26 protein-coding genes are annotated in these 25,344 nt (G+C 69.2%); 14 read left to right on the top strand and 12 right to left on the bottom strand.

Translation table 11 applies throughout. From position 1 onward, the window contains the following. Genes rsrA through HDA44_RS35480 form a run of 4 tightly spaced genes read right to left on the bottom strand, consistent with a single transcriptional unit; the run spans position 1 to position 2,534 of the window. Positions 1–279 carry a mycothiol system anti-sigma-R factor gene (gene rsrA / locus HDA44_RS35495; protein WP_184842188.1) on the bottom strand — a complete coding sequence of 93 codons (279 nt, stop codon included), beginning with the start codon at positions 277–279 and terminating at the stop codon, positions 1–3. After that, entirely contained in the window at positions 276–1,001 is a 726-nt protein-coding gene (locus tag HDA44_RS35490; RefSeq protein ID WP_420488561.1) for a sigma-70 family RNA polymerase sigma factor, read from the bottom strand. The genes rsrA and HDA44_RS35490 overlap by 4 nt, the downstream gene beginning before the upstream one ends. A 53-nt stretch (positions 1,002–1,054) precedes the next feature. After that, entirely contained in the window at positions 1,055–1,696 is a 642-nt protein-coding gene (locus HDA44_RS35485) for an alpha/beta hydrolase family protein (RefSeq protein WP_184842182.1), read from the bottom strand. A gap of 52 nt (positions 1,697–1,748) precedes the next feature. Continuing rightward, entirely contained in the window at positions 1,749–2,534 is a 786-nt protein-coding gene (locus HDA44_RS35480) for an SOS response-associated peptidase (RefSeq protein ID WP_184842179.1), read from the bottom strand. An 80-nt stretch (positions 2,535–2,614) separates the two neighbouring features. Here HDA44_RS35480 and HDA44_RS35475 point away from each other — a divergent pair, with 80 nt between their 5' ends. Both HDA44_RS35475 and HDA44_RS35470 read left to right on the top strand, forming a co-directional pair. Next, the gene (locus tag HDA44_RS35475) at positions 2,615–3,064 is read left to right on the top strand and encodes a MarR family winged helix-turn-helix transcriptional regulator (protein ID WP_238352623.1); all 450 of its coding nucleotides are present in this window, start codon (positions 2,615–2,617) and stop codon (positions 3,062–3,064) included. A gap of 4 nt (positions 3,065–3,068) precedes the next feature. Then, positions 3,069–3,548, top strand: coding sequence for a universal stress protein (locus HDA44_RS35470; protein ID WP_184842176.1), 480 nt, complete (start codon positions 3,069–3,071; stop codon positions 3,546–3,548). Positions 3,549–3,644: 96 nt separating this feature from the next. On the opposite strand, the gene HDA44_RS35465 is transcribed toward HDA44_RS35470, so the two are convergent. Beyond that, a complete protein-coding gene (locus HDA44_RS35465; protein WP_184842173.1) occupies positions 3,645–4,460 on the bottom strand; it encodes a hypothetical protein in 816 nt (271 codons plus the stop codon). A 283-nt stretch (positions 4,461–4,743) separates the two neighbouring features. On the opposite strand from HDA44_RS35465, the gene HDA44_RS35460 reads away from it, so the two are divergent. The 3 genes from HDA44_RS35460 (at position 4,744) to HDA44_RS35450 (ending at position 10,258) form a co-directional block, all read left to right on the top strand. Next, complete coding sequence (locus HDA44_RS35460) at positions 4,744–7,191, top strand: sigma-70 family RNA polymerase sigma factor (protein ID WP_184842170.1); 2,448 nt, start codon at positions 4,744–4,746, stop codon at positions 7,189–7,191. Between the two features lie 382 nt (positions 7,192–7,573). Further along, on the top strand, positions 7,574–8,857 hold the full coding sequence (gene aspS, locus HDA44_RS35455) for an aspartate--tRNA(Asn) ligase (RefSeq protein WP_184842167.1): 1,284 nt from the start codon (positions 7,574–7,576) through the stop codon (positions 8,855–8,857). Positions 8,858–8,980: 123 nt separating this feature from the next. Further along, a complete protein-coding gene (locus tag HDA44_RS35450) occupies positions 8,981–10,258 on the top strand; it encodes a M20/M25/M40 family metallo-hydrolase (RefSeq protein WP_184842164.1) in 1,278 nt (425 codons plus the stop codon). On the opposite strand, the gene HDA44_RS35445 is transcribed toward HDA44_RS35450, so the two are convergent. The 3 genes from HDA44_RS35445 to HDA44_RS35435 form a co-directional block, all read right to left on the bottom strand. Then, complete coding sequence (locus HDA44_RS35445) at positions 10,243–11,460, bottom strand: serine hydrolase domain-containing protein (RefSeq protein ID WP_184842161.1); 1,218 nt, start codon at positions 11,458–11,460, stop codon at positions 10,243–10,245. The two genes, HDA44_RS35450 and HDA44_RS35445, sit on opposite strands and share 16 nt — an antisense overlap. A 29-nt stretch (positions 11,461–11,489) precedes the next feature. Then, a complete protein-coding gene (locus HDA44_RS35440; RefSeq protein ID WP_184842157.1) occupies positions 11,490–12,158 on the bottom strand; it encodes a DUF4097 family beta strand repeat-containing protein in 669 nt (222 codons plus the stop codon). A gap of 147 nt (positions 12,159–12,305) precedes the next feature. Then, positions 12,306–13,160 carry an aminoglycoside phosphotransferase family protein gene (locus tag HDA44_RS35435; protein ID WP_184842154.1) on the bottom strand — a complete coding sequence of 285 codons (855 nt, stop codon included), beginning with the start codon at positions 13,158–13,160 and terminating at the stop codon, positions 12,306–12,308. A gap of 70 nt (positions 13,161–13,230) precedes the next feature. On the opposite strand from HDA44_RS35435, the gene HDA44_RS35430 reads away from it, so the two are divergent. From HDA44_RS35430 to rsgA, 5 genes are all read left to right on the top strand, one after another. Beyond that, positions 13,231–13,962: a DsbA family oxidoreductase gene (locus HDA44_RS35430; RefSeq protein ID WP_184842149.1), complete on the top strand. Its 732-nt coding sequence runs from the start codon at positions 13,231–13,233 to the stop codon at positions 13,960–13,962. 69 nt (positions 13,963–14,031) lie between these two features. Continuing rightward, positions 14,032–14,616, top strand: coding sequence for a DoxX family protein (locus HDA44_RS35425; RefSeq protein WP_184842145.1), 585 nt, complete (start codon positions 14,032–14,034; stop codon positions 14,614–14,616). Between the two features lie 20 nt (positions 14,617–14,636). Next, the gene (locus HDA44_RS35420) at positions 14,637–15,710 is read left to right on the top strand and encodes a hypothetical protein (protein ID WP_184842142.1); all 1,074 of its coding nucleotides are present in this window, start codon (positions 14,637–14,639) and stop codon (positions 15,708–15,710) included. A 51-nt stretch (positions 15,711–15,761) separates the two neighbouring features. Beyond that, on the top strand, positions 15,762–17,033 hold the full coding sequence (gene aroA / locus HDA44_RS35415) for a 3-phosphoshikimate 1-carboxyvinyltransferase (RefSeq protein ID WP_184842139.1): 1,272 nt from the start codon (positions 15,762–15,764) through the stop codon (positions 17,031–17,033). Continuing rightward, the gene (rsgA, locus tag HDA44_RS35410) at positions 17,033–18,007 is read left to right on the top strand and encodes a ribosome small subunit-dependent GTPase A (RefSeq protein WP_184842136.1); all 975 of its coding nucleotides are present in this window, start codon (positions 17,033–17,035) and stop codon (positions 18,005–18,007) included. The genes aroA and rsgA overlap by 1 nt, the downstream gene beginning before the upstream one ends. Here the strand turns inward: rsgA and HDA44_RS35405 are convergent, their stop codons facing one another. Then, on the bottom strand, positions 18,008–18,502 hold the full coding sequence (locus HDA44_RS35405) for a DUF2231 domain-containing protein (RefSeq protein ID WP_184842133.1): 495 nt from the start codon (positions 18,500–18,502) through the stop codon (positions 18,008–18,010). It lies immediately after the preceding gene. A 128-nt stretch (positions 18,503–18,630) separates the two neighbouring features. Here HDA44_RS35405 and hisN point away from each other — a divergent pair, with 128 nt between their 5' ends. Further along, positions 18,631–19,410 carry a histidinol-phosphatase gene (gene hisN / locus HDA44_RS35400; RefSeq protein ID WP_184842130.1) on the top strand — a complete coding sequence of 260 codons (780 nt, stop codon included), beginning with the start codon at positions 18,631–18,633 and terminating at the stop codon, positions 19,408–19,410. Here the strand turns inward: hisN and HDA44_RS35395 are convergent. Together HDA44_RS35395 and HDA44_RS35390 are read right to left on the bottom strand one after the other, a co-directional pair. Next, positions 19,394–20,815, bottom strand: a complete 1,422-nt coding sequence (locus HDA44_RS35395; protein WP_184842126.1) for a DUF6596 domain-containing protein — start codon at positions 20,813–20,815, stop codon at positions 19,394–19,396. The two genes, hisN and HDA44_RS35395, sit on opposite strands and share 17 nt — an antisense overlap. A 282-nt stretch (positions 20,816–21,097) precedes the next feature. Next, entirely contained in the window at positions 21,098–21,445 is a 348-nt protein-coding gene (locus HDA44_RS35390) for a YciI family protein (RefSeq protein ID WP_184842123.1), read from the bottom strand. Between the two features lie 116 nt (positions 21,446–21,561). Between HDA44_RS35390 and HDA44_RS35385 the strand changes: the two genes are divergently transcribed. Genes HDA44_RS35385 through HDA44_RS35375 form a run of 3 tightly spaced genes read left to right on the top strand, consistent with a single transcriptional unit; the run spans position 21,562 to position 24,666 of the window. After that, positions 21,562–22,878: a M16 family metallopeptidase gene (locus HDA44_RS35385; RefSeq protein ID WP_184842119.1), complete on the top strand. Its 1,317-nt coding sequence runs from the start codon at positions 21,562–21,564 to the stop codon at positions 22,876–22,878. Beyond that, entirely contained in the window at positions 22,875–24,224 is a 1,350-nt protein-coding gene (locus HDA44_RS35380) for a M16 family metallopeptidase (protein ID WP_184842116.1), read from the top strand. The genes HDA44_RS35385 and HDA44_RS35380 overlap by 4 nt, the downstream gene beginning before the upstream one ends. A 46-nt stretch (positions 24,225–24,270) precedes the next feature. Then, a complete protein-coding gene (locus HDA44_RS35375; protein WP_184842113.1) occupies positions 24,271–24,666 on the top strand; it encodes a DUF4190 domain-containing protein in 396 nt (131 codons plus the stop codon). On the opposite strand, the gene HDA44_RS35370 is transcribed toward HDA44_RS35375, so the two are convergent. Then, complete coding sequence (locus HDA44_RS35370) at positions 24,667–25,092, bottom strand: CBS domain-containing protein (RefSeq protein ID WP_184842110.1); 426 nt, start codon at positions 25,090–25,092, stop codon at positions 24,667–24,669. Positions 25,093–25,344: the final 252 nt, after the last annotated feature.

Below are 25,344 nucleotides of genomic sequence, written 5' to 3'. Positions count from 1 at the left end.
TCAATCGGTTCGGGTGGTTGTGGTGTCTATTTGGATTTGGGTTAGGCGGAGGAGGATTTTTTGGCGGAGGGCGTCGGGGGCGTGGTCGGAGCCGCAGGAGCGGTGGACGAGTTTTTTGACGCAGCGTTCCAGGTCGTATTCGTCCAGGCAGGGGGCGCACTCTTCGAGGTGCCGGCGGATGTCTTCGGTGCTGGCGTCCTCGAGTTCGTTGTCGATGAAGACGTAGACCCGCTGCAGGATCTCTCCGCAGTCGGTGTCGTGGGGCTCGCCGCAGCTCACGACTCCTCCTTCTCCGCGGCGCCGTCGGTGCCGGCCGTGGCCGGGGCCGGCGCTGCCGCGTCCGTGCTTTCGTCTGTTGCCGGGATCAGGCCGCGGTCCCGGGCGTAGTCGCCGAGCAGGTCGCGCAACTGGCGGCGGCCCCGGTGCAACCGGGACATCACGGTGCCGACCGGCGTACCCATGATCTCGGCGATCTCCTTGTACGCGAAACCTTCGACGTCGGCGAGGTACACGGCCAGCCGGAAGTCCTCCGGGATGGCCTGCAGGGCGCTCTTCACGTCCGAATCAGGTAGATGCTCGAGGGCGACTGCCTCGGCCGACTTCAGTCCGCCGGGAGTGTGCGACTCGGCGGCGGTCAGCTGCCAGTCCTCGATCTCCTCGGTCGGCGACTGGGTGGGCTGCCGCTGCCGTTTCCGGTACCCGTTGATGAAGGTGTTCGTCAGGATCCGGTACAGCCACGCCTTCAGGTTGGTACCCGGCGTGAACTGGTGGAACGAGCTGTACGCCTTCGCGAAGGTGTCCTGCACCAAGTCCTCGGCGTCGGCCGGATTGCGGGTCATCCGCATCGCCGCCGCGTACATCTGGTCCAGGAACGGCAGGGCTTCGCGCTCGAACCGCGCGGTGCGCTGCTCGGGTGTCTCGGTCGTGGTGGGAGTCGGCATCGGGATCGAGAATACCGGGGTCTTGCCGGTAACCCGCTCCGGAGCCTGTCTCGTCGCCATCATGTTCGTCACAACACGCCCGGCCACGGGGGCATTCCCGGCGGCCCCGGCCGTTATCCGGACACTTCCCGGACCACCCATTCGAACACGGCTTCGACCAGCAGGTCGTACGTCTCCTGCTGGTCCAGCTCGGCCCGCTTCGGGACCTTGAAGGAATGGTCGGCGTCCGGCACGACCGCCATCTCGGTCAGCGGCGGGAACTCCTCCGGCGTACCGAACGGGTCGCGCTCCCCCTGCACCACCAGCGTCGGCAGCCCGGCGCTCTGCAGCTCGGACACCCGCGACTTCTCCGGCTTCCCCGGCGCGTGCAGCGGAAAGGACAGCGCGAGTACGCCGGACGCGCCCAGCCCGCTCGCGGTCCGGCAGGCCACCCGGGCGCCGGCGCTGCGGCCACCGAGGACCAGCGGCGTACGCACCCGGAGCTGCCCGATGATGGCGATCCAGGCTTCGTCGAGCACCTTCGGTGCCGGAGCGAGTTTCTTGCCGGCCCGCCGCCAGGGCTGCTCGATCAGGAACACGTTGATGTCCTGTTTCGGCAGCCGCGCGGCCAGGGCGGCGAGGTCGCCGGACTCGATCCCGGCGCCGGCCCCATGACCGAGCGCCAGCGTCGCCACCGGGCGCCGCGCGCGGTACGCCACGATCCGGGCCTCACCGTGCGGGGTCCGCACCATCCGTTCGTCCGTCACCCGCCCCATCCTGTCATCACCACCGGTGAAGCGCCGGGCACGAAACTCACGAACGAACTGTTCAGAACAAGGTGGTCGCGTCGTCCGGCGCGGATTCGCCGTCCGGCGGCAGCGGATCGAGCAGGTGCGGCCCGTTGTTCTTCACCGAACTGACCGCCTTCGACACCGCGTACGCCTCCAGGCGGCCCGGGGCGGCCGGGACCAGCAACTCGAGCAGGTCGTCCGGGTCGGAGGACAGCGGGTCGAGCCACGCGTCGTACCGCTCGCGCTCGACCAGGAGCGGCATCCGGTCGTGAATCCGGCCCAGGTCGTCGGTGGACGAGGTGGTGAGCACGGTGCAGGTCCACAGCCAGGCGTCGTCACGGTCCGGGTCCTCGACCGACTTGTCGCGCCAGATCTCGTACAGGCCGGCCATCGCCAGGACGCTGCCGTCCGGCGGATGGATGAAGTACGGCTGTTTGACCGGCTTGCCGTTCACCTTCTCCTCGGCCGTGTACCACTCGTAGTACCCGTCCGCGGGCAGGATGCAGCGCCTGGTCGCGAACGCCTTCTTGAACGCGGGCTTCTCCGCGACCGTTTCCATCCGGGCGTTGATCAGCCGATTCCCGATCGAGGTGTCCTTGGCCCAGGAGGGCACCAGACCCCACTTGACCGTGGTCAGCTTCCGGACCGTGGTGTCCGGCTGCTCGCGGTTCTTCCGCTCGACCACCGCGATCACCTGGTTGGTCGGCGCGACGTTGTAGTTCTCGCCGAGCTCTTCCACCGACTCGCGGACGTTCCCGGCCTCGATCTCGAACTCGGCGACGAGGTCGGACGGAGCCCGGCTGGAGGCATATCTACCGCACATACAGCCACCCTAGACACCCGCACGGACAGTTGTGGCGGTTTGCATAACCAAATCTATATAGATCGGCCTATACTTGCCGCATGAGCACTCGTACTGCCGCGGTCGGCGAGGCCCTCTTCGGGCTGGCCGCCGTGGCGATCCGGCGACGGCCGCGGACGCTGAGCCTGACGGCCATCTCCGTGCTGTCCACGCTGGAGCGCACCGGCCCGCGGCGGCTGACCGACCTGGCCGTCAGCGAGGAGGTCACCCAGCCGTCGATGACCGCGCTGGTGACCCAACTGGTGGATCTCGGCCTGGCCGAGCGCCGCCGCGATCCGGCCGACGCCCGGGTCGTACTGGTGGCCGGCACCGACGCGGGCAGCCGTCAGTTACGCGAGATGCGCGCCTCGGGAGCGTTGACGGTGACCGAGCTGATCGACAAACTCGACGACCACGACACGGCGGCGCTCGACGCCGCGCTGCCGGCGCTGCTCCGGTTGATGGAGCTCGCCGACGAGAGCCAGGACGGCCGTACGCCGCCGAAGAGGTGACCAGATGAGCTACGACGCCGAAGCGCGGCGGACCCGCGTACCCAACCACCAGAACACCGGGGTGCCGGCGATCGTGGTCGGGCTGGACGGTTCCGCGACCAGTTGGGACGCGTTCGCCTGGGCAGCCGGCGAGGCCCGGCGGACGCACGGGCGGCTGGTCGCCGTGTACGTGATGCCGTTCGCCGAGCCGACCGCCGCGCTCGGTGTTCCGTACGACTATGCCGCCGCGCAGGCGACCAGACAGGAAATGGCCGGCGAGATCGAGACCGAGGCGCTGATCCGGGCGGACGAGCTCGGCATCCCGTTCAGTTTCGTCAGTGCGTACGGCGACGCGATCGGCACGCTGGCCGAGGTCGCGCGCGACGTCGACGCGCACCTGGTGGTGGTCGGCCGGTCCGCGAAACGCCGGCACCGCCTGACCGGCTCCCTCGGCCACCGCCTGACCTGCCGCAAGGACGCCCCGGTCGTCGTCGTGGTGCCGTGAGATCAAGCGGCGGCGGATCGCCCACCCCGTGTTAGGCGATCCGCCGCCGGACTGATGCGCCCGGGCGCCCCCCTGTAGGCGTCCGGACGCAAGTTCTCAGGGCCTGGTCAGCTCGTCGAGCAGGTTCCCGGCCATCGCGTCGCTACCGGGCAGGCCCTCGATCCAGATCCGGGCCAGCTGCGGTACGTCGGTGTCGATCCGCCACTGCGTGATCAGGGCTCGTACCGTCGCGACCTGCTCCGGCAGGTTCGGCTCGCGGCCGACGAGCGCCGCCGCGCGGTGTGAGCCGACGCGGCCCAGTACGTCACCCCCGTAGAAGACGATCCGCAGGCATTCCGCGACGTCGACCAGCCGGAGTTCGCGATCGAACGGCGAGGTGCCCGCCGGATTGAGCGGCTCGACAACCACCAGTGCATGGGTTTGCGGTACGGAAGTTCCACGGAATTCCGCCTCTCGGTAGAGCTCGCCCAGCCGGGACCGCAGGTGCGCCAGGCTGGACAGCCCGGTCAGCGGGTCCTCGCAGGACAGCGAGTGCAGATAGACGAGGGATGCCTCGGCCCAGCTGGAACTGAGTGCGCGTACCGCCGCGAAAGCCGGCTCGCCCCCGGCGATCGAGCGGTACAACGCACTCAGCCCATCAAGTGCCTCCATCAGCGAGACTCCGTCGGCCGCCAAGCGGCGCCCGACCTCGTCCGACGCAGGCACGACATCGGCTCCGTCCCGTAGCGCCTCGGCGATCGCGAGATAGGCGCTGTGGTCGGTGCCAGCTGTGCCGTGCGGCTCCCTCCGCCCGCACGGTTGTTCCGGGTACGACGCCGCCGGCGCGATCCGGGCGGGCGACCCCGCCAGGTTCAGGGACGATTTGCCGGGCCGTAGGTCGAACCGTCGGCGGATGTCCGCGAACAGCGACATGGCCCTCCTCAGTTGTCCCGTCAGTCTCCCGACCGGTCGGCCGGAAGCGTCGTACGCCGATGAGACAGACCGCCGCGAAGTTCATGACGCGGATTCGCGGAACTTTTTCCGGACTTTTTTCAGGCGTAACTTCGGGCCTGGTGTTCTCGTCAGGAAAGAGGCACAGTTCCGCGTCAGGAAAGATGCGTTCCGCGGTCGCACGTGGGAGCCTTGTCTCCGGCAGGAAGTGACGGACTGTCACGTCGCCGCACAGAGAGTTGTCACAGACCCACGGGGGAGATGGATGGAGACGCCGGAAGGCCGGCCGGACGTACCGGGCGACGCGGAGCTGATCGCGCGCGTCCGCAACGGCGACCTGGAGGCGTACGGGGAGCTGTACGCGCGGCACCATCACGCGGCCGAGCGGATGGCCCGTCAACTGGTCCCGGCCAACGACGCCGACGACCTGGCCAGCGACGCGTTCGCGAAGGTGCTGGACGCGCTCCGGGCCGGCGGTGGTCCCGACATCTCGTTCCGGGCCTATCTACTGACCACGGTCCGGCGGGTGCACGTCGACCGGATCCGGTCCGGCATGAAGGTGCAGACCACCGACGACATCGCCGCGTACGAGCGGGAGCCGGAAGGTTTCGACGATCCGACCGTCACCGGCTTCGAGAGCGGCGCGGCGGCGAAGGCGTTCGCCAGCCTGCCGGAACGCTGGCAGGCGGTGCTGTGGCACACCGAGGTCGAAGGTGAGAAGCCGGCCGCGATCGCGCCGATGCTCGGCCTGACCGCGAACGGCGTCTCCGCGCTGGCGTACCGGGCGCGGGAAGGGCTTCGGCAGGCGTACCTGCAGCAGCACCTGGCCGACGTTGCCGGGGACCGCTGCCGCTGGACGACCGAGCGGCTCGGCGCGTACGTACGCGGTGGGCTGACCAAGCGGGAGAACCGCAACGTCCGGGAGCACATGGACGACTGCGCCAAGTGCACCGCGGTGTACCTGGAACTCGTCGAGGTCAACAGTGCGCTGCCGGCGCTGCTTGCCCCGGCGCTGCTGGGCACGGCGGGTCTTGGCTACCTGGCCGCGGCTGGTGGCGCGAAGGTCGGGCTGGTCGGATTCTTCGTCACCGGGTGGCGCAAGGTCACCGAGAACAGCACGCGGACCGCTGTCGGCGCCGGGACCGTGGTCGTTGTCGCGGTCGCGGCGGCGCTGGCCGCGATGGCGCTGACCGGCAAGGACACTCCCCCGGCGGCGATCGACCAGCCGAAGCCGCCGACGCAGCAGCCGACCCAACCACCGGGCAAACCGCCGGTGCCGCCGAGCAAGCCCTCGGTGCCGCCGCCGGTCAAACCACCGGTCAAGCCGCCGGTGAAGCCCCCGGCAACCCAGCCGACGTCGGCGCCGACCAGCGCGCCGACAACGGCACCAACCACCGCGCCGACGCAACCGACGGCGACCCAGACCACACCGGTCCCGACCAAGCCGACCCCACCGAAGCCGACCCCGACCACCTCCATCCGCTACCCGGGGATGGTGACAATCAGCATCCCGCCAGGCGGCGGAAGTGCAGCACTTCCGCCGGGCAGTAGTGGTGTGGTGCCGCCGGGCGGCACGGCGTTCGGGCCGGGAGCCGGCGCGGCGGTGCCTGCGGGCAACCCCGGTGCCGCGGTGCCCGCGAGCGGCGTTGGCGCGGCGGTGCCGCCGGCTGATGGCAGTGCGGCGGGTGGCGGCACGGCCGCTGGAGCCGGTGGGCAGGCGGCGGTTGCGTTGCGGTTCATGGTGACGATTACGCCGCCGGCGGGGAACACGAATCCGGTGGTGATCTCGCTCAAGTACGGGGCCGAGCTGGAGTGGCCGTTCCGTGGGAACCCGGCCGGCTGGACCTGTGACAAGGCGGCCGGAACGTGTACGGCGGCGAGCACGACCGCGCCGCGGCCGATCCCGGTCAGCTTCGACGCGCCGACCGGCGGATCGGTCACCGACCGGACCTTCACGGTGAACGCGAAGACCGGCCGGCTGTACGACTACGCGTCCCGGACTTTGGAGCCGAAGGCAAGCACCGACGAGAACCTGCTGAAGATCCTCGACGGCGCCGCCGACCCGGACGTACACCACCTGATCCTGGCCGTTGCCCCGCGCGCCGGCCGGGCCAAGGTGACGTTGAAGCTCGGCTACGGCGCGGCGCTGGAGTGGCCGATCGCGGCGAACCCGGCCGGCTGGAAGTGCTCGGTCTCGGCCAAGACCTGCACGGCACTGAACCCGGACAGACCCGCTCCGCTGCGGGCCGATTTCGACGTACCGGACGACTCCCCGGCGAAGGCGCGTACGTTCACGGTGACCGCGCAGGCGGATCTGGTCAGCGATACCGACAGCGAAGTGCTACCGGCGATCCGGCAGGACGACTCACTACTGCAGATCATCACGCCGAAACCGCAGGACGACCCGAATCCGTACGCCTACAACCGATTCCTGAAGGTGAACGGGGCGCAGGGGAAGCGGGTGACCCTGGACATCTCCTGGGGCCGCAACCTGTTCTTCCTTTGGTCGAGCAACGCCGGGTGGACCTGTGAGCGGTCGAGTGACATCCGGCGCGCGACCTGTACGACGAACGACTACCGGAAGCCGTTCAACTCGGAGTGGAGCGCCTGGCCGGGGACCGGTGCCACCAACACCCTGACCGTGCACGCCCGCGTCGGCGGCCGCGAGGACACCGACGCGGTCCAGATCCCCCCGAACACCCCCCGCCGCTGAACACGCCAGCCAGATCGCCCTCCTACCCCCGCCGCCCCAAACCGGTTTGGGGCGGAATGCCCACCCAAAACGGGCTGCTGGGCTCCCCAAACCGGTTTGGGGAGCCCAGCAGCGGGGTGGTGAAATACGGTTGCTTTGTCGTTTACTCTTGTTCTGTTCGCGTTGACGGAACCGAGTAGCGCCGTACGCCACGTTCGAGAGAGTCGCCGGTAGCTGTGAAGGCGGCACGTGGAGCGGTCGTGAAGACACTCCCGAGCGAATGCCGTGCAAGAGGCCGGACAAGGGGCCGCAGCTCCTGGTCCGGTGAAGGTGTGGTGGCACCGCGAGATTCCCCTTCGCCCACACCTCCGGGGTTCGAGACAAACCTGGAGGTGAAACAGCAATGCGCATTCTCAGTCATGAGATCCCCTCAGCAGTAGGCCAGTCCGTCACGGTGGCCGGCTGGGTGCACCGAAGACGACGGCTCGCCGCGGTCAGCTTCCTGATCCTGCGCGACCGGTCCGGCCTGGCGCAGATCGTCGTGAAGGAATCACCGGAGCAACTGGACGAACTCACCGAGGAAACAGTGGTCCAGGTGACCGGCACGGTCGCCGCCAACCCGCAGGCGCCCGGTGGTGCCGAGCTGGTCGACCCGGTGATCGAGCCGCTCACGGAGCCGGCCGCGACGCCGCCGATCGAGCTCTGGCGGCCGTCCGTCGGCGCCGGGCTGCCGGTCGTACTGGACAACGCGCCGGTCGCGCTCCGGCACCCGGTGATCCGGGCCGGCGCGGAGATCGCCGCGGCCGCGATGTACGGGTTCCGGTCGACGCTCGGCGGTCAGGGCTTCACCGAGATCCAGACCCCGAAGATCGTTGGTACGGCCACTGAATCCGGTGCCAACGTGTTCGCGCTCGACTACTTCGGCGGCCCGGCGTACCTGGCGCAGTCACCGCAGTTCTACAAGCAGACGATGGTCGGCGTGTTCGAGCGGGTCTTCGAGGTCGGTCCGGTGTTCCGGGCGGAGCCGCACGACACGGTCCGGCACCTGGCCGAGTACGTGTCGCTGGACGCGGAGTTCGGTTTCATCACGGACCACCGCGACGTACTGGCGATGCTCCGGGCGGCGATCGCCGGGATGCTCGAAGCGGTTGGTGAGCGCGCCGGCGGTGCGCTGGAACGGCTCGGCGTCGCGCTGCCGGAGATCCCGGTCGACGTCCCGGTGCTGCACTTCACCGAGGCGCTGAAGATCGCCGGCGCGAACCCGGACGAACCGGACCTGGCACCGGCCGACGAACGCGCGATCGGTGCGTGGGCGCTGTCGGAGCACGGCAGCGACTTCGTCGCGGTCGAGGGGTACCCGATGGCGAAGCGCCCGTTCTACACGCATCCGCAACCGTCGGACCTGCGGTGGTCCAACTCGTTCGACCTGCTGTTCCGCGGGGTCGAGCTGGTGACCGGCGGCCAGCGCCTGCACCGCTACTCCGACTACGCGGCCGCGCTGACGGCACGCGGCGAGTCACCCGACGCGCCCGCGTACACGTCGTACCTGCAGGCCTTCAAACACGGCATGCCACCCCACGGCGGCTTCGCCATCGGCCTGGAACGTTTCGTCAGCCGCCTGACCGGCGCCGAGAACATCCGCGAGGTAACCCTCTTCCCCCGTGACCTGCACCGCTTGACGCCCTGAATGCTGTACCTAAGGACAGGTAGTACACCGGCGTACACCGTACGCGGAAGGCCTGACCACGCTCAGGTGTACTAGCTGAAACTCTAGTACCTCCTGTCCTTAGGTACGCGGCATGATGTGCGCATGGTGAGTGCTGACGAGCGGGCTGTACTGGCGGCGGTGGATGATGCGCGGATCGTGGATGAGCTGCGCGAGTTGGTGCGGATCCCGAGTGTGGACGGGACGGCGGCCGAGGTTGACGTTCAGGCTTGGTGTGCGCGGCGGCTGAGCGAGTTGGGGCTGGCCGTCGATCACTGGGAGCTGGATCTCGACGCGTTGGCAGCCGACCCGGAGTTCCCGGGGATGGAGGTCGAGCGCACGAGCGCTTGGGGCTGCGTCGGCGTCCTGGGTGGCAGTGCGGTACCGGGAGGAGCTGCGGCGCTGGGAACAGGTGCGGTGCCGGGGCTGGTGCTCAATGGGCATGTGGACGTGGTGCCGGGGACCGCGTTCGGGGCAGTGATAGAGGACGGGGTGATGTGGGGGCGCGGCACCTGTGACATGAAGGGCGGGGTCGCCGCCATCTTCGGCGCGGTCGCGGCGATCGTTGCTTCCGGCATCCAACTGCGTAAACCACTGGCCGTACACACGGTGATCGGCGAGGAGGACGGCGGTGCCGGCGCGTTCGCGACCTTACGTCGCGGCCATGGCGGCGAGGCCTGCCTGATCGCCGAGCCGACCGCCGGGGCCGTCATCCCCGCGAATGCCGGCTCACTGACCTTCCGCCTGGAGGTGCCGGGCCTCGCGACCCACGGCTCGACCCGCACCCGGGGCGTGAACGCGATCGAGAAGTTCACCGTGCTCCAGTCCGCGCTGCAGGACCTCGAGGCCGCTCGCAACCTCGCCCCGCATCCGCTCCTCGCGCATCTCGACCTCGCGAACCCGCTCTCCGTCGGTACGATCGCGGCCGGCGACTGGGCGAGTACGGTCCCGGATCACCTGGTCGCGGAGGGCAGATACGGCGTACGCCTGGGTGAGCCGCTCGCCGACGCCCGCGCCGCTTTCGAGACCGCCATCGCCGAGGCCTGCGCGAAGGACGACTGGCTCCGCGACCACCCGGTCAAGGTCACCTGGCCGGGCGGCGAGTTCGCGTCCGGTCTGCTTCCGGAGGGCGACCCGCTGCTCGCGGACACCCTCCAGGCGGTCGCCGACACTGGCAGTCCGGCTCCCGCCGTCCAGGGCGCGCCCTACGGTTCGGACCTGCGCCAGTACGCCGCGGCCGGCATCCCGACCCTGCAGTACGGCCCAGGCGATGTCCGGTACGCGCATGCCGCCGACGAGCATGTCGTGCTCGCCGACGTCCTGCAGGCAGCGCGCGCGTACGCCCTGCTGGCGGTCCGGCGCTGTGGTCAGTCGATCGCCTGATACAGCGTGGTCCAGAAGTCGTTCATCAGCTGTACGGACCAAGGCACGGTGGTGCCGACCTGAGTGAGCAGGATGCCGATGACCTGGTTCGCCGGGTCCGCGTACGTCGAGGTGCCGGCGCCGCCGTCCCAACCGAACTGACCGATCGGCGCATAGTCACCCCGGTACGTCCGGACCGCCATCCCGTACCCCCAACCGCCCTGCTGCCCCTGCCCGAACGAGATGTGTACGTTGTCGCGGGCGAGCGCCTCGCGTGCGGCCAACTGCTCGGCGGTGAGGCTGTTGCTGGTCATCAGCTCGACGGCCGGGCGGGACAGGATCCGCTTGCCGTCGTGCATGCCGTGGTTCAGCAGCATCCGGAAGTACGCGTGGTAGTCGTCGGCGGTCGAGTTCAGGCCGCCGCCACCGCTCGGGAACGCCGGCGGCGCGCTGTGCCGTCCGCCCTCCGCCTCGTCCCACACCTGGAACTCCCCCGTCGCCGGGTCCGGCGCGTACAGCGGTGGCAGCCGGTGGATGTCGCCGGCCGGCACCCAGAAGCCGGTGTCCTTCATCCCGAGCGGCTCGAAGATCCGCTCCCGCAGGAACTCGTCGTACGGCCGGCCGGTGACCCGGGCGACCAGCACGCCGAGTACGTCGTTGCTCATCTGGTACTGCCAGCGCTCGCCCGGCTGGTACATCAGCGGCAGCGTGCCGAGGCGGCGCATCCACTCGTCCGGTTCGGGCATCGGCACCGGCGCATTGGGCGTGATGCCCAGCGCGAACAGTTCCGCCATGATCGGCGTACCGATGATCGTCATGTCCATACCGAGGCCGAACGTGGACGACAGCAGGTCGCGTACGGTGATCGGCCGGCGTGCCGGAACGGTGTCGTCGATCTCGCTGTCGATGCGCTTCAGCACCTTCCGGCCGGCGAGCTCGGGCAGCCACTCGTCGACCGTGTCGTCCAGCCGCAGCCGGCACTCGTCGAGCAGCACCATCGCGGCCGCCATCGAGACCGGCTTGGACGTCGACGCCATCCGGAAGATCGTGTCCCGGCTCATCGCCGGACCGCCGTCGTGACGCATCGTCCCGATCGTCTCGACGTGGGTGTGGTCACCCTTGCTGACGAGCGCGACCACCCCGGGGATCTTCCCGGAATCGACGTGCCGGGCCAGTACGTCGTGCACCTTGGACAGTCCGGCTTCGCTGAACCCGTTTGACATCAGGCTGTGCTCCTTTCGATCGGCGGAGGTCAGAGGCTGTAGGCGCGGATGTCACCCATGGAGGTGGTCGCCTTGATGGTGAGCTCCGGGGCGGGACCTTCGGTGTTGTGCAGGGAGTTGCTGATCCGGCCGCTCGCGGTACCGGCGTCCAGGGAGGCCGAGACGCCCGGGGCGGCGCCGATCTCCACCGCACCGGCTTCGGTCCGCAGGACGACCTCGCCGCGCACGGCTTCCGCTACCCGAATGTCGCCCGCGCTGGTACGGATCTCCGCCGGGCCGTTCAGCCGGCCGACGGAAACGTCGCCGGCGCTGGTGGTGAGCTTGGCGCTCGCGACGTCCTCGATGTCGATCGCGCCGTGAGCGCTGTTCACGGTCAGGTCGCCGAACCGTCCCACCGTCGTCAGCTCGACGCTCGCGGCCCGTACCTCGGCCTGCGAACCGGCGGGCAGCTGGACCGTCACCGCGAGAGAGCCGGACGGACCGAAGTACTGGTTCTTCGCGGTGGACTCGATCCGCAGGACGCCGTCGCCGTACTCGACCTTGACCTGCTCGGCCACCTTCACGTCGCGGCTCTTCGAGGGGTCGGCCGGCCGGACCTCGACGATGGTGTCGGTCCGGTCGGTGGCGACGAGCCGTACGCGTCCGGCCGGGAGGTCCAGGAACGCGGAGATCGGCTGCGGGGTGTCGAAGGTGTTCATCGTGGTGCCTTTCTGGTTGAAGACTCCGGTTGGGGTCTGGAACCAGATTCGGCGACGGCCCTGACATCAGGCCGCCACCGAGCTGACACGACAAGAGACTGGTGTCAGGGGGCGCTGACACGGCGAGGGATTGGTGTCAGGCGGCGCCTACGCGGCTGTCAGCCGCGCCAGGGCAGCACGCCCGATCGGTCCCCAGTGCGCCTTCCCACCGGGTAGCCCCTGGTCGCCGTTGATCCCCATCGCGACCAGGAACATCGCGCGGTGCACCGCCCAGCCGCGCGCTCGCCGTACCGTCGCCTGGTCGGTTTCGTACAGTTGGAAGAACCGATCGGCGGCACCGTCCGGGAGCAGAATCCAAGCGGCCGCCAGGTCGTTCGCCGGGTCGCCCGCGCACACCTCCTCCAGGTCGATCACGCCGGCAAGCGTGCCGTCGGCAACTACCACGTTCGCAGGGTGCAGGTCGCCGTGCAGCCAGAGCGGTACGCCGTCCCACGGCGGCGCCGCCAGCGCGTCCTGTACTACCGCACGGATGTCGTCCGCGTGGTCCACGTACTCGGGCAGGTTGTCGAAGCCCCAGGGCAGACTGCGCGGCAGGCTGCTGCGGACACTGACTGGCGCATCAGCTGGTGCCTCGGTGTGCAGGGCCTGGAGGAATCCAGCCAGTACGTCGGCCGACCGCGCCGTACTGATCGGACTCCGGTCAGCCGCTTCGCCTGGTACCCAGGTGGTAATCAGCCACGGACAGGGGAAGCGGTCCGACGGTTCGGCCAGGCGCAGTGGGGTCGGAACCGGCAGCGGCAGCCGGGCGGCCAACTCAGGAACCCAGCGGTGCTCCCTGGTCAGCAGGTCAGGCGCGTCCTCGTGACGAGGCATCCGGATCGCCAGGTCATCGCCGAGCCGCCACATCTGGTTGCCCCAGCCACCGTCGACCTCCCGCAGCTCCAGCTCGACCAGATCGGGGAACTGCTCTTTCAACAGGGTCCGCACCAGTTCGTCGTCCATGGTGCGTCAGACGCGTCACACCGGAGTCCAGTTGGGAATAGGTCCACGGACCGGTCAGTTGGCGACTGACATGCGCATTGATGTGTGGTCCGACGTCGTCTGCCCCTGGTGCTACATCGGCAAGCGCCGGCTCGAAGCGGCGCTCGCCGAGAGCGGTGACACCGCGACGGTCGTCTGGCACAGCTTCCAGCTCGATCCGTCGTCCACCAACGACGACCCGCGCGACCTGGCCACCCGGCTCGGCGAGAAGTACGGCCGCGGCCGCGAGTGGGGCCTGCAGGCGAACGCCCAGGTCACCGAGGTGGCAGCAGAGGACGGTCTGGAGTACCACCTCGACCAGGCGAAGCCGGTGAACACAGTGGACGCACACCGGCTGCTGCACCTCGCGCTGCACCTGGCTGAGGCCGGTGAGGTCCCGGCTGACACCCAGGGCCGACTGAAAGAGCGGCTGCTCAAGGCGTACTTCACCGACGGCCTCCCGGTCGGTGACCACGCCACCCTGCTCGAGCTGGCCACTGAGGCAGGCATCCCGGCCGAGAAAGCACGTGCGGTGCTGGACGGTACGGAGTACGCCGATGACGTCGCCGCCGATCAAGCCCAAGCCGTCGCGTACGGAGCCAACGGCGTGCCGTTCTTCGTCATCGACGAGAAGTACGGCGTCAGCGGCGCGCAGCCGGTGGAGGTGTTCCAGGAGGCACTGCGCCGGGCGAACGCCGACCGGAAGCCGGTGACCCTGATCACCGCACCGGGCGCCACCACTGACGGTGACGCTGCCTGCGGGCCGGACGGCTGCCCGATCTGAGCCGCTCCGGGGCCGGAGCATCAGCGGTGGGTACCGGGAGTCGTACGAAACGTGGTGTATGAAGGAGGCATGACTGTCGTGCGCGCACTGGCCAGGCCGTTGCTGTCCGTCATTTTCGTCGTGCAAGGCGCGAACTCGATCCGCAATCCCGAGCCGCTGGTGCCCAAGGCGCAGCCGGTGACGGACCGGTTTGTGCCGATGGTGAAGAAGGTCGCGCCGCCACAGGTGAGCGACCGGATTCCCGACACGACCGCCAACCTGGTCCGGCTGAACGGTGCCGCCCAGGTGGTCGGCGGGCTGGCGCTGGCGTCCGGCAAGGGCCGCCGGCTCGGCGCGTCGCTGCTGGCGGCCTCGCTGGTACCGACCACGCTGGCCGGGCACTCGTTCTGGCTGGAGAAGGACAAGGCGGTCCGGAACCAGCAGCGCATCCAGTTCATGAAGAACCTGGGGCTGCTCGGCGGCCTGCTGCTGGCCGCGGTCGACACCGAGGGCAAGCCGGGCGTCGCCTGGCGGGCCACCCACGGCGCGAAGGCGGCGAAGCGGGAGACCAAGCGCGGCGCCAAGGTGGCCAAGCGGGAGACGAAGCAGCTGGCCCGTGAGGCGAAGCGGGCCGCGCGACTCGCCAAGGCGGAGCTCAAAGCCGAATTGAGCTGAATCAGTTCTACCCTTGCACAGTGTCGAACTACGGTCCGCAATACCCACAACAGCCGTACCCCCAGCAACAGCCGTATCCCCAGCAGCAACCGTGGCCTGGGGGTCCCCAGCAGCCGAAGAAGCGGCGGCGGACGGTGCTCTGGGTGCTGATCGCCGCGCTGGTGCTGATCATCGGCATCCCGGTCGGAATCCTCGGCTACAACAAGCTGAGCGGCGGCGGCGACGCGGCCGCCGCACCGCACGGCAAGACCATCGATCCGGGTCAGCCGGTGACCGCGGCGTCGCTGGCCGAGGTCGACCCGGCGACGTTCTTCGAGGGCGTGGCCAAGCGGCAGATGAGTCAGCCGCTGGCGCGGCTGAAGGTGGCGTACTTCCCGGATCAGCAGAAGTTCCTCAGCCGCGGCGACCTGTGGCTGACGACCGACTCGGCGATCGACCACAAGAGTGACAAGTTCTACCTCGCCACCACGGCGCGGCACGGCGCGACCGACGACGAGCCGACCAACGCGATCTGCAAGGACGGCAAGAACTACAGCTGGGGCAATTACGCCAAGAAGTGGCAGGTCGTTCCGTTCGACTCCCCCGAGTGCCGGAAGAAGCCGTACACGTACGCCGGGGACGGTCTGTTCTCCAGCGGGCTGACGGCTGCTCAGGCCGACAAGGTGCTGGCCACGCTGCGTACGTACACCGGGTACATGAATCCGGAGAAGCCGACGCTGCTGTCCGCGAGCGGCCACACGTACGTACGCCAGGTGGTCGACTTCAAGCCGGTCAAGCTGGCGAACGACGAGGACGGCGGCTCGGCGATCTCGATGTGGGCGTTCAAGGAGTCCGGCAACGACCCGGTCAGCTGGCCGTGGGCGAGCCCGTGGCCGCTGAGCACGGGCGTACACGCCGTCTACTACCTGGACACCAAGACCCTGCTCCCGGTGGCGGGCTTCCAGAAGGGCATCAACCCGCCGTCGGGGGCGACGTCCGGACCGGGCGTACAGGTGGCCAACTACGCGTACCCGAAGACGCTGCCGGTACCGGTCTTCAACAACTCGCCGCAGACGCTGTCGATGGTCCTACCGCAGGGCTGGAAGCTCCAGTAGCCCGCGTGCCCTAGGCTCATCGTGAGAGCAACGATGAGCTTAGGGAGTGGCATGAGCGTGGATCAGGGGTGGCCGGCACCGTCGGCCACGGGTGCGGTCAGCGGACGGGTCACCGTGCCCGGGTCGAAGTCGATCAGCAACCGGGCCCTTATCCTCGCCGCGCTCGCGGACGGCCCGTCGCACCTGACCGGCCTGCTGGCCGCCCGGGACACCTCGCTGATGCGGTCCGCGCTGGTCGCGCTCGGCGTGGGCATCAGCGAGAGCGGCTCGACCGTCACCGTCACCCCTGGTTCGCTGAAGGGCCCGGCCAGTGTCGACTGCGGGCTGGCCGGCACCGTGATGCGGTTCGTACCGCCGGTGGCCGCGCTCGCCGACGGCATGGTCGCGTTCGACGGTGACGCGTACGCGCGCGAGCGGCCGATGGGCGTGATCCTCGACGCGTTGCGTGCTCTCGGCGTACGGATCGACGACGGCGGCACCGGGCGGATGCCGTACACGGTGTCCGGGACCGGTTCGGTGCGCGGTGGCACCGTGACGCTGGACGCGTCCGGGTCCAGCCAGTTCGTGTCCGCGCTGCTGCTGGCCGGCGCCCGGTACGACGCCGGTGTCGACATCCGTCACGACGGCAAGCCGGTACCGTCGCAGCCGCATCTGGACATGTCGGTGGCGATGCTGCGGGAGCGTGGCGTCCAGGTCGACGACGCCGAGCCGAACCGCTGGGTCGTTGCTCCCGGCCCCATCCGCGCGCTGGACACCGCGATCGAGCCCGACCTGTCCAACGCCGCGCCGTTCCTGGCCGCGGCCGTGCTGACCGGCGGCGAGGTCACCGTGACCGGCTGGCCGGCCGAGACCACGCAGCCCGGCGACCACCTGCGCGACATCTTCACCCGCTTCGGCGCCGACGTGACCCAGACCGAAGCCGGCCTGACCGTACGAGGTACCGGCCGGATCGTCGGCTGTGACCTGGACCTGAGCGAGGTCGGCGAGCTGTCACCGGTGATCGCGGCGGTGGCCGCGTTCGCGGACGGACCGTCGTACCTGCGCGGGATCGCGCACCTGCGCGGCCACGAGACGGACCGGCTGGCCGCGCTCGAAACCGAGTTCAACGCGCTCGGCGGTGACGTCACCCAGACCGCCGACGGCCTGGAGATCCGGCCGAAGCCGTTGCGTGGCGGGCTTTTCCACACCTACGCCGACCACCGGATGGCGCACGCCGCCGCCGTCCTCGGCCTGCTCGTGGACGGGCTGCTGATCGAGAACATCGGCACCACCGCGAAGACCCTGCCAGAGTTTCCCGAGCTGTGGTCGGAGCTCGTCAGCTGATGTCGCGGTACGACGAGGAGGCCCGGTACGACCGGCCCAAGCGCCGCACCCGGCCGCGGACCAAGGACCGCCCCTCGTACGACGACGCCGCCGAAGGCTTCGTCACCACCCGCGACCGCGGCCGGTACACCTGCTGGGTCGGCGACCGCCAGGTGACCGCGATGAAGGCACGCCAGCTCGGCCGCAAGGGCGTCATCGTCGGCGACCGGGTCAAGCTGGACGGTGACGCGAGCGGCGACGAGGGCACACTGGCCCGGATCGTCGAAGTCGTTCCGCGTACGACGCTGCTGCGCCGCTCAGCGGATGACGACGACCCGGTCGAGCGCCCACTGGTTGCCAATGCGGACCAACTGGTCATCGTGGTCGCCGTAGCGAACCCAGAGCCTCGCACTGGTCTGATAGACCGCTTCCTGGTCGCCGCGTACGACGCCGGCATGCGACCGCTGCTCTGTCTGACCAAAACCGACCTGGCCGACCCTGACCCGCTGCTGTCCATCTACAGACCGCTTGGCGTCGAGTCGGTCGCTACGCGGCAGGGCGGGGACCTGACGGCGCTTCGTGAGCAGTTGCAGGACCGCACCAGCGTGCTGGTCGGTCACTCCGGCGTTGGCAAGTCCACACTGGTCAACGCGATCATCCCGGGCGCGGACCGGGCGATCGGCATCGTCAACGAGGTCACCGGGCGCGGACGCCACACGTCGACGAGCACCGTCGTACTGCGGCTGCCTGGCGGCGGCTGGTTGATCGACACCCCCGGCATCCGCTCGTTCGGCCTGGCGCACGTCGACCCGGACAAGCTGATCCATGCGTTCCCTGACTTGGCTGACCTCGCCCAGGACTGCCCGCGTGGGTGCACGCACGCCGCGGACGCGCCGGACTGTGCGCTCGACGAGGCTGTGGCAGCAGGTGAGGCCGACGCCGACCGGGTGGCCTCGTTCCGTCGGCTGCTCGCCAGCCGCGCCACCACCAGCTGACTACTTCTTCGGCAGGATGTTGCCCCAGACCGCCCGCGCGCCGGCGTCACCGGTCAGGATGGTCTGGTAGATGACCACGACAGCCATCACGACGACCGCCCCGATCACCAGTAGCTCCAGTGGGCGGCTGATGGTTGCCCTGCCATCCCTGGCACCGGCCGGTGCGCTTGGCCTGCCGAGCAGCAGGAAGGCGGCCACCACCAGTACTGCGAACGCCAGCACGAACCAGAGCAGTAGGTTGCCACGAGACCGGTGCAGCTGGACCAGCGGCAGCAGCTGCGGCAGCGCCGTCACGAACGCGTCACCGCTCTTCTTCGCCACGAACGCGCACACCAGCGCCCCGACGCCGAGAACCAGCGCGGGCCAGCGCAGCAGCCGGCGCCACTTCGGCACCGCCACGAACGCGATCGCCGTCAGCGTGCTCACCGGCAGCACCACCACGGCCAGGTGGATCACCAGCACGTGCAGTGGCAGGTCCCCGAACCGCTCGAACATGGACGCCTCCCGGCAGTCGTAGGCCGTGTGCAAGCACCTATAGCACGGCCGACCGCCGGATTCGGTTCAATCTGCCCCGTCCGCGGTCCCCACTTCTGGCTGGTCGCCCGGCAAGCTAGCCTTCCGGCATGCCTTCGCACACGGATGACCTGCGGCTCGCCCACATCCTGGCCGACGACGCGGACTCCACCACGATGGACCGCTACAAGGCGCTGGACCTGCACGTCGCGACCAAACCGGACCTGACGCCGGTGAGCGAGTCCGACCAGAAGGTCGAGGACGTGATGCGCAAGACGCTCGCCCGGGCCCGGCCGCGGGACGCGTTCGTCGGCGAAGAGGACGGTACGTCCGGGTGGGGCGTACGCCGCTGGGTGGTCGACCCGATCGACGGCACCAAGAACTACATCCGCGGCGTACCGGTCTGGGCGACGCTGATCAGTCTGATGATCGAGGACCAGGTGGTCGTCGGCGTGGTGTCCGCGCCGGCCCTCGGGAAACGCTGGTGGGCGTCGTACGGCGACGGGGCCTGGACCGGTCGCGCGCTGCACTCGTCGCAACCGTGCCGGGTCAGTGACGTGAGCACGATCGACGACGCCTCGCTGTCGTACGCCTCGCTCAAGGGCTGGGAGAAGATCGGCAAGAAGAACCAGTGGTCCGAGCTGATGGACGCCTGCTGGCGGACCCGCGCGTACGGCGACTTCTGGTCGTACATGCTGGTTGCCGAAGGCGCGGTGGACATCGCCGCGGAGCCGGAGCTCAACCTGTACGACATGGCCGCGCTGGCGATCATCGTCGAGGAGGCGGGCGGGAAGTTCACGTCGGTCGACGGAGTACCCGGTCCGAACGGGCCGAACGCTGTCGGCACCAACGGGCGGCTGCACGATGAGGTACTCAAGCGTCTGGCGTGATCCGGCGCTGCAGGAAGTCCGCCTCGACCGAGTTGCTGGTGAACGCCAGCGCTTCCTCGTACGCGGCACGTGCTTCGGCTGACCGTCCGGTACGACGTAGGAGCTCAGCGCGGGTGGAGGCGAGGTACGGGTAGGTGGCCAGCGCTGGGTCGTTGCTGAGTTCCTCCAGTTCTCGCAGTGCAGCGGCTGGGCCGGCGACGTAGCTCAACGCCACGATCCGGTTGAGCGTTACCACCGGAGAGGGCCAGCGACGGAACAGCACGTCGTACAGCCCAAGAATCTCCCCCCAGTCAGTGTCCTCCCACCGCCCCGCCTCACCATGCACAGCCGCCACCGCCGCCATAACCCCAAACCGCCCAACCCCCACCCCACCGCCCCCACCGACTCCCCCGCCAGCCGCACCGCCCGTGACGCCGCCCACCGTGCCGCACCCGCCTGCTCCCCCGGCAAGTGCCTCTGGCACCAGCTGCAGTCCCTCGGCGATCAACTGTTGATCCCACAGGGCGCGGTTCTGGTTCTCCATCAGCACCAGCTGACCGGTCTCATCTACCCGGGCGGGTTGTCGTGCCTCAGTAAGCAGTAGTAGCGCAAGCAGACCAGCAACCTCAGCATCCTCCGGCAGCAGCATCCGCATCATCCGGGCCAGATCCAACCCGCGGTCCGCCAGCTCCGGTCGCGTCAGCTCGTCACCATCACCAGCAGTGTGCCCAGCCGCGTACACCAGGTGCACCACATCCAGCACCGCACCGATCCGCTCCGGCAACTCCGCCACCCGCGGAATCCGGTACGGAATCCCAGACCGCGAGATCTTCTGCTTCGCCCGCGTGATCCGCGCCTGCATGGTCGCTTCCTTCACCAGGAACGCTTTCGCGATCTCCGCCGACGTCAACCCACACACCAACCGCAGCGTCAACGCAACCCGCGCCTCCTCCGCCAACGCCGGATGACAACACGTAAACACCAACCGCAACCGATCATCCGGATACGCATCAACCCCACTCCACACATACCCACCGAGCGCATCCCCGCCCCCTGCATCCCCACCGAGCGCTCGCCCACCGCGCGCTCCATGGTCGGGCGCTCCCCCGCCACGCACTCCCCCGTCGAGCGCATCCCCTCCGACCGCGCCGTCCGCGCGGTCGATCAGCAGTGGCAGTTTCCGGCGGGCCACGTCGGCCCGGCGGTGCAGTTCCAGCGCCCGGCGGGTCGCGACCGTCGTCAGCCACGCGCCCGGCCGCCGCGGCACACCGGTTTCCCGCCAATGCACCAGCGCCTTCGCGTACGCGTCCTGCACACAGTCCTCGGCCAGATCCAGATCGGCCGCCACCCGCGCCGTCGCGGCAAGAACGAACGCCCACTCCCGCACATGCGCCTCCGCCACCGCCGCCCCCACCGCGTCAGTCACCCCTCCACCTCCACCACCATCACCGCGTCAGTCACCCCTCCACTTCCACCACCATCACCGCGTCCGCCACCCCGCCCCACCGATTCCGCCACCCCCACCGCTTCCGCCACGCCGCCGCCCCAAACCGGTTTGGGGCGCCCAGCAGCCCATTCCCGGAGTACAACACTCCCCGCACCACGCACCCACCCTCCCCAAACCGGTTTGGGGAGCCCAACATCGCAGCAGCAACCGCTTGACGAAACCATCGGGACACCCGTCGGCACCATCGCCGGCGTGGGTGATTCAGTCACCGTTGACCAGCGGTCTGACCTCTACGCCGCCCATGGGGGACGGGACCTGTTTGGCGATCGCGAGTGCCTCGTCCAGGTCGGCTGCCTCGATCAGGTAGTACCCGCCCATCACCTCCTTGGTCTCGGCGAAAACGCCGTCCGTGACCACGTGCCCGCCGTTCCCGTCCGAGCGGATCGACGTGGCGGTCGTGCTCCCGTCGAGTTGCCCGGCACCCCGGATCGCGGCCCCGTTAGCGGCCACGAAGGCCCGATGGTTCACGTCGTTGCGCGCCATCACCGACGGATCGGCCGCGTCCCACTTCGCCTCGTCGTCGTAGATCATCACCAGGTACTTGCCCACCGTGACTCACCTCTCCAATCGCTCCTGATTCCAGCATTCACCATCCCGATGCGCGACCGGACCCGAAATCGACAACCCACCGGTAACGAGTTCCGTGACCACGTAAGGTGGCCGGTATGCCCTTGACGTACCCCATCGCGGAGCAGACGCTCGACAACGGCCTGCGGGTCGTCGTCAGCTCGGACCGCGCGGTCCCGATCGTCGCCGTCAACCTCTGGTACGACGTCGGGTCGCGCCACGAACCGCCGGGCCTGACCGGGTTCGCGCACCTGTTCGAGCACCTGATGTTCCAGGGATCTCGCAACGTGGCCTCCGGTCAGCACTTCAGCCTGCTGGAGACGGCCGGCGCGAGCCTGAACGCGAGCACCTTCTTCGACCGCACGAACTACTTCGAGTCACTGCCCAGCGGCGGCCTGGACCTCGCGCTTTGGCTCGAGGCGGACCGGATGGGGTACCTGCTGGACGCGGTCAACCAGGAGAACCTGGACAACCAGCGGGACGTGGTCAAGGAGGAGAAGCGGCAAAGCTACGACAACCGGCCGTACGGTGACTCGTACGAGCGCCTGGTGAAGCTCGCCTTCCCCGCGGACCATCCGTACGCGCACATGACGATCGGCTCGATGGCCGATCTCGACGCCGCGTCGCTGGAGGACGTGCACGCGTTCTTCCGCAAGTACTACGGCCCGAACAACGCGGTCCTGACGATCGTCGGCGACGTGTCCGAGGAAGACGCGTTCGACGCGGCGAAGCGGTACTTCGGGCACCTGCCCGCGATTCCGGCGCCGCCGCCCGCGCCGGACGGGACGATCGGCCCGATGACGGACGTGCGCCGTGACGACGTGGAGTCCGACGTACCGTCCGACCTGGTCACGATGATGTTCCGGTTGCCGGTCGACGGCACGCCGGAGCTGGACGCGGCCGGGCTCGCGCTCGACATTCTCGCGGCCGGCCAGAGCGGCCGGCTGAACCGGCGGCTGGTCCGCGACGAGCAGATCGCCCAGTCGGTGTCGGGCGGCGCGCTGCCGCTGATCGGCGGCGTCTCGTTCGGGACGCTGACGGGGATCGCGTCCGACGGGATCGACCTGCGGAAGGTCGAGGACGCGCTGCTCGAGGAGATCGAGAAACTCGCCGCCGACGGCGTCACCGAGGACGAGCTGGCGACCGTACAGGCGCAGGCCGAGCGCGACTGGCTCGAGCAGTTGGCGACGTGCGCCGGCCGCGCGGACGAGATCTCGCACCACGCCCTGCTGTTCGGTGACGCGAACCGGATCAACACCCGGATCGACCAGGTGCAGGCCGTGACCGTCGAGCAGGTCCAGGCGGCCGCCGCCCAATGGATTCGCGCGGCCGGCCGAGTGCAGGTCAGCTACCGTCGCGGTGAAGCCGCCGCCGAGGCCGCCGAAGCTGCAGAAGAGTCGGGAGAGCAGGAATGAGCCAGGTTCTGACCACGCCGCCGGCTGTCGGCGCGCCGGGTCCGTGGAAGTTCCCGGAGTCGGTCACCACCCGGACCGCGGTCGGTACGCCGGTGCACGTCTTCGACCGGCCGGGGCAGTACGTGGCGACCGTCCGGGTCACGATCGCGATGCCGCTGATCGCCGAACCACGTGAGCTCGAAGGCGTCGCGACGATCATGTCGCGGACCCTCGACGAAGGTACCGAGCTGCACTCCGCGAACGAGTTCGCCGCCGCACTGGAGCGGCACGGCGCCGCGTACGGGGTCGATGTCAGCTCGGATGCACTACACGTGGAGATCTCGGTGCCGGTGTCGCACCTCGAGCCGGCCGTGCAGTTGCTGGCCGAGGCGATCACCCGGCCGGCGTTCAACCAGGCCGATGTCGGGCGGCACGTGACGATCCGGCTCGGTGAGATCAACCAGGAGCGCGCCAACGCCGGGTACCGGGCCAGGGAAGCGTTCGCGGCGCATCTGTTCGGCCCGTCGACGCGACGCTCCCGGCCGACCGCGGGTACGCCGGACACGATCCGGCCGCTGACCAACGTCCAGGTCGCGGACTTCTACCGGAACAACATCGGGCCGGAGCGTGCGGAGATCCTGTTCGCCGGTGACGCGACCGGGGTGGATGTTGCCGGGATCATCGATTCCGCCTTCGGTAGCTGGACGTCCTCGGCCGGACCCGCGCTGGAGTCGCAAGAGCCGATCTACCTGCCGGGCAACCGCGTCGTACTGGTCGACCGGCCCGGCTCGGTGCAGAGCCAGCTGCTGATCGGCTGCGCGGGACCGGACCGGCGCGACCCCGCGTGGGGCTCGGCCGCGGTCGCGAACCATGTCGTCGGCGGGACGATCACCTCGCGCGTCGACACGGTGCTGCGGGAGGAGAAGGGGTACACGTACGGGACGCGGACCAGCTTCGCCGCGCCGCGCAAGGGCGGGACGTTCAGCCTCGGTGGCGCCGTACGCACCGAGGTGACCGGCGCCGCGATCGGTGACGCGCTGCGGATCCTGCGCGCGGCCCGCGACGGGCTGACCGAGCAGGAGGTCCAGGAGGCGAAGGACAGCCTGATCCGGACCGCCCCCCTCCGGTACGAGCAGGCCGACTCGGTGGCGCAGCAGGTCGGCAGCAACATCGCCAACGGCGTACCGGTGGACTTCGCCGACACGTACCTCGCGCAGATCGCCGCCACCACCGCGGCCGACGCCACCGAGGCCTACCGGCGATACGTCGGAACCGATGGGCTACTGGTCGTCGTCGTAGGGGAAGCGAAGGACGTACGCCCGCAGCTCGCGGGCCTCGACCTCGGCGACCTGATCGAGCTGGGCTGACGGAACGCAAGGTTCCTCCGCTCAGCCGCTGAGCGGAGGAACCGCGATGACCTACCCCGAGCCGACCCAGTACCGCGAGCCAGCCCAGTACCGCGAGCCGACCCAGCCCCCCGAGCTGACCCAGTCCCCCGAGCTGACCCGGTACCAACTGCAGCCCGGCTACCAGGACCTGCCCGCGTACGGCGTACCGCGCGACCACTCGCAGGCGACGGTCGCGCTCGTGCTCGGGGTCGTTGCCTTCTGCACCGGGTTGCTGTTCCTGTCACCGATCGCGTGGTGGCTCGGCCGGCAGGCTGTACGGGAGATCGACGCGACGCCAGGCGTGTACAACAACCGGGGCATGGCTCAGGCCGGGCAGATCTGCGGCCTGATCGGCACGGTCCTGCTCGGCGCCGGGCTGCTGTTCGTACTGGTGACGATGGTCTTCGTCGTCACCATCTGATCAGCTGCTGATGTAGTTGGAGAGTTGCTCCTTCTCGAACTCGAGCTCACCGATCCGGGACTTGACCACGTCCCCGATACTCACCAGCCCGGCAAGATTGCCGTCGACAACGACCGGCACGTGCCGGATCCGCCGATCCGTCATCATCCGCATCAGGTTGTCGATCAGGTCATCCGGCGTACACGTGTGCACCTCGGCGGTCATGATCGCGCTCACCCGGACTTCACCGGCATCCGGCGTACCGTTCCACAACCGGACCACGTCACGCTCGGAAACAATCCCGGCAACCGACGCCCCGTCCGCGCTCACCACCACCGCGCCGATGTTGTGTTCGGCCAGCAGGGCGAGCAGTTCGGTGACAGTGGCTTCTGGGGAGATGGTGACGACCTGACTACCCTTACCACGCAGCACGTCATTGATCTTCACGGAGCCTCCTGCATTTCGAGGGACCAATACCTCAACCTACCCGCATTCCCCCCATCACCCCCAGTGACAACGACAGACAACCGCCCATACCACTTCCCCACTGGACTCTCAGCCCCCGTTTGGCCGGAGAGCTTGCCCGCTCGGATGCAGGGTTGCCCCCTGGAATTTCGAGGGGGCAACCCTGCAGCTCCGGGGATGCCCCGTCAAACACAGGGTTCGACCGGTGGCGGCGATAGCGGTGGCGGCGGATTC

The organism is Kribbella solani (genome assembly GCF_014205295.1).
Lineage (GTDB): Bacteria > Actinomycetota > Actinomycetes > Propionibacteriales > Kribbellaceae > Kribbella > Kribbella solani.
The sequence above is the reverse complement of the archived record's forward strand: the minus strand, read 5'-3'. Positions and strand labels throughout refer to the sequence as shown.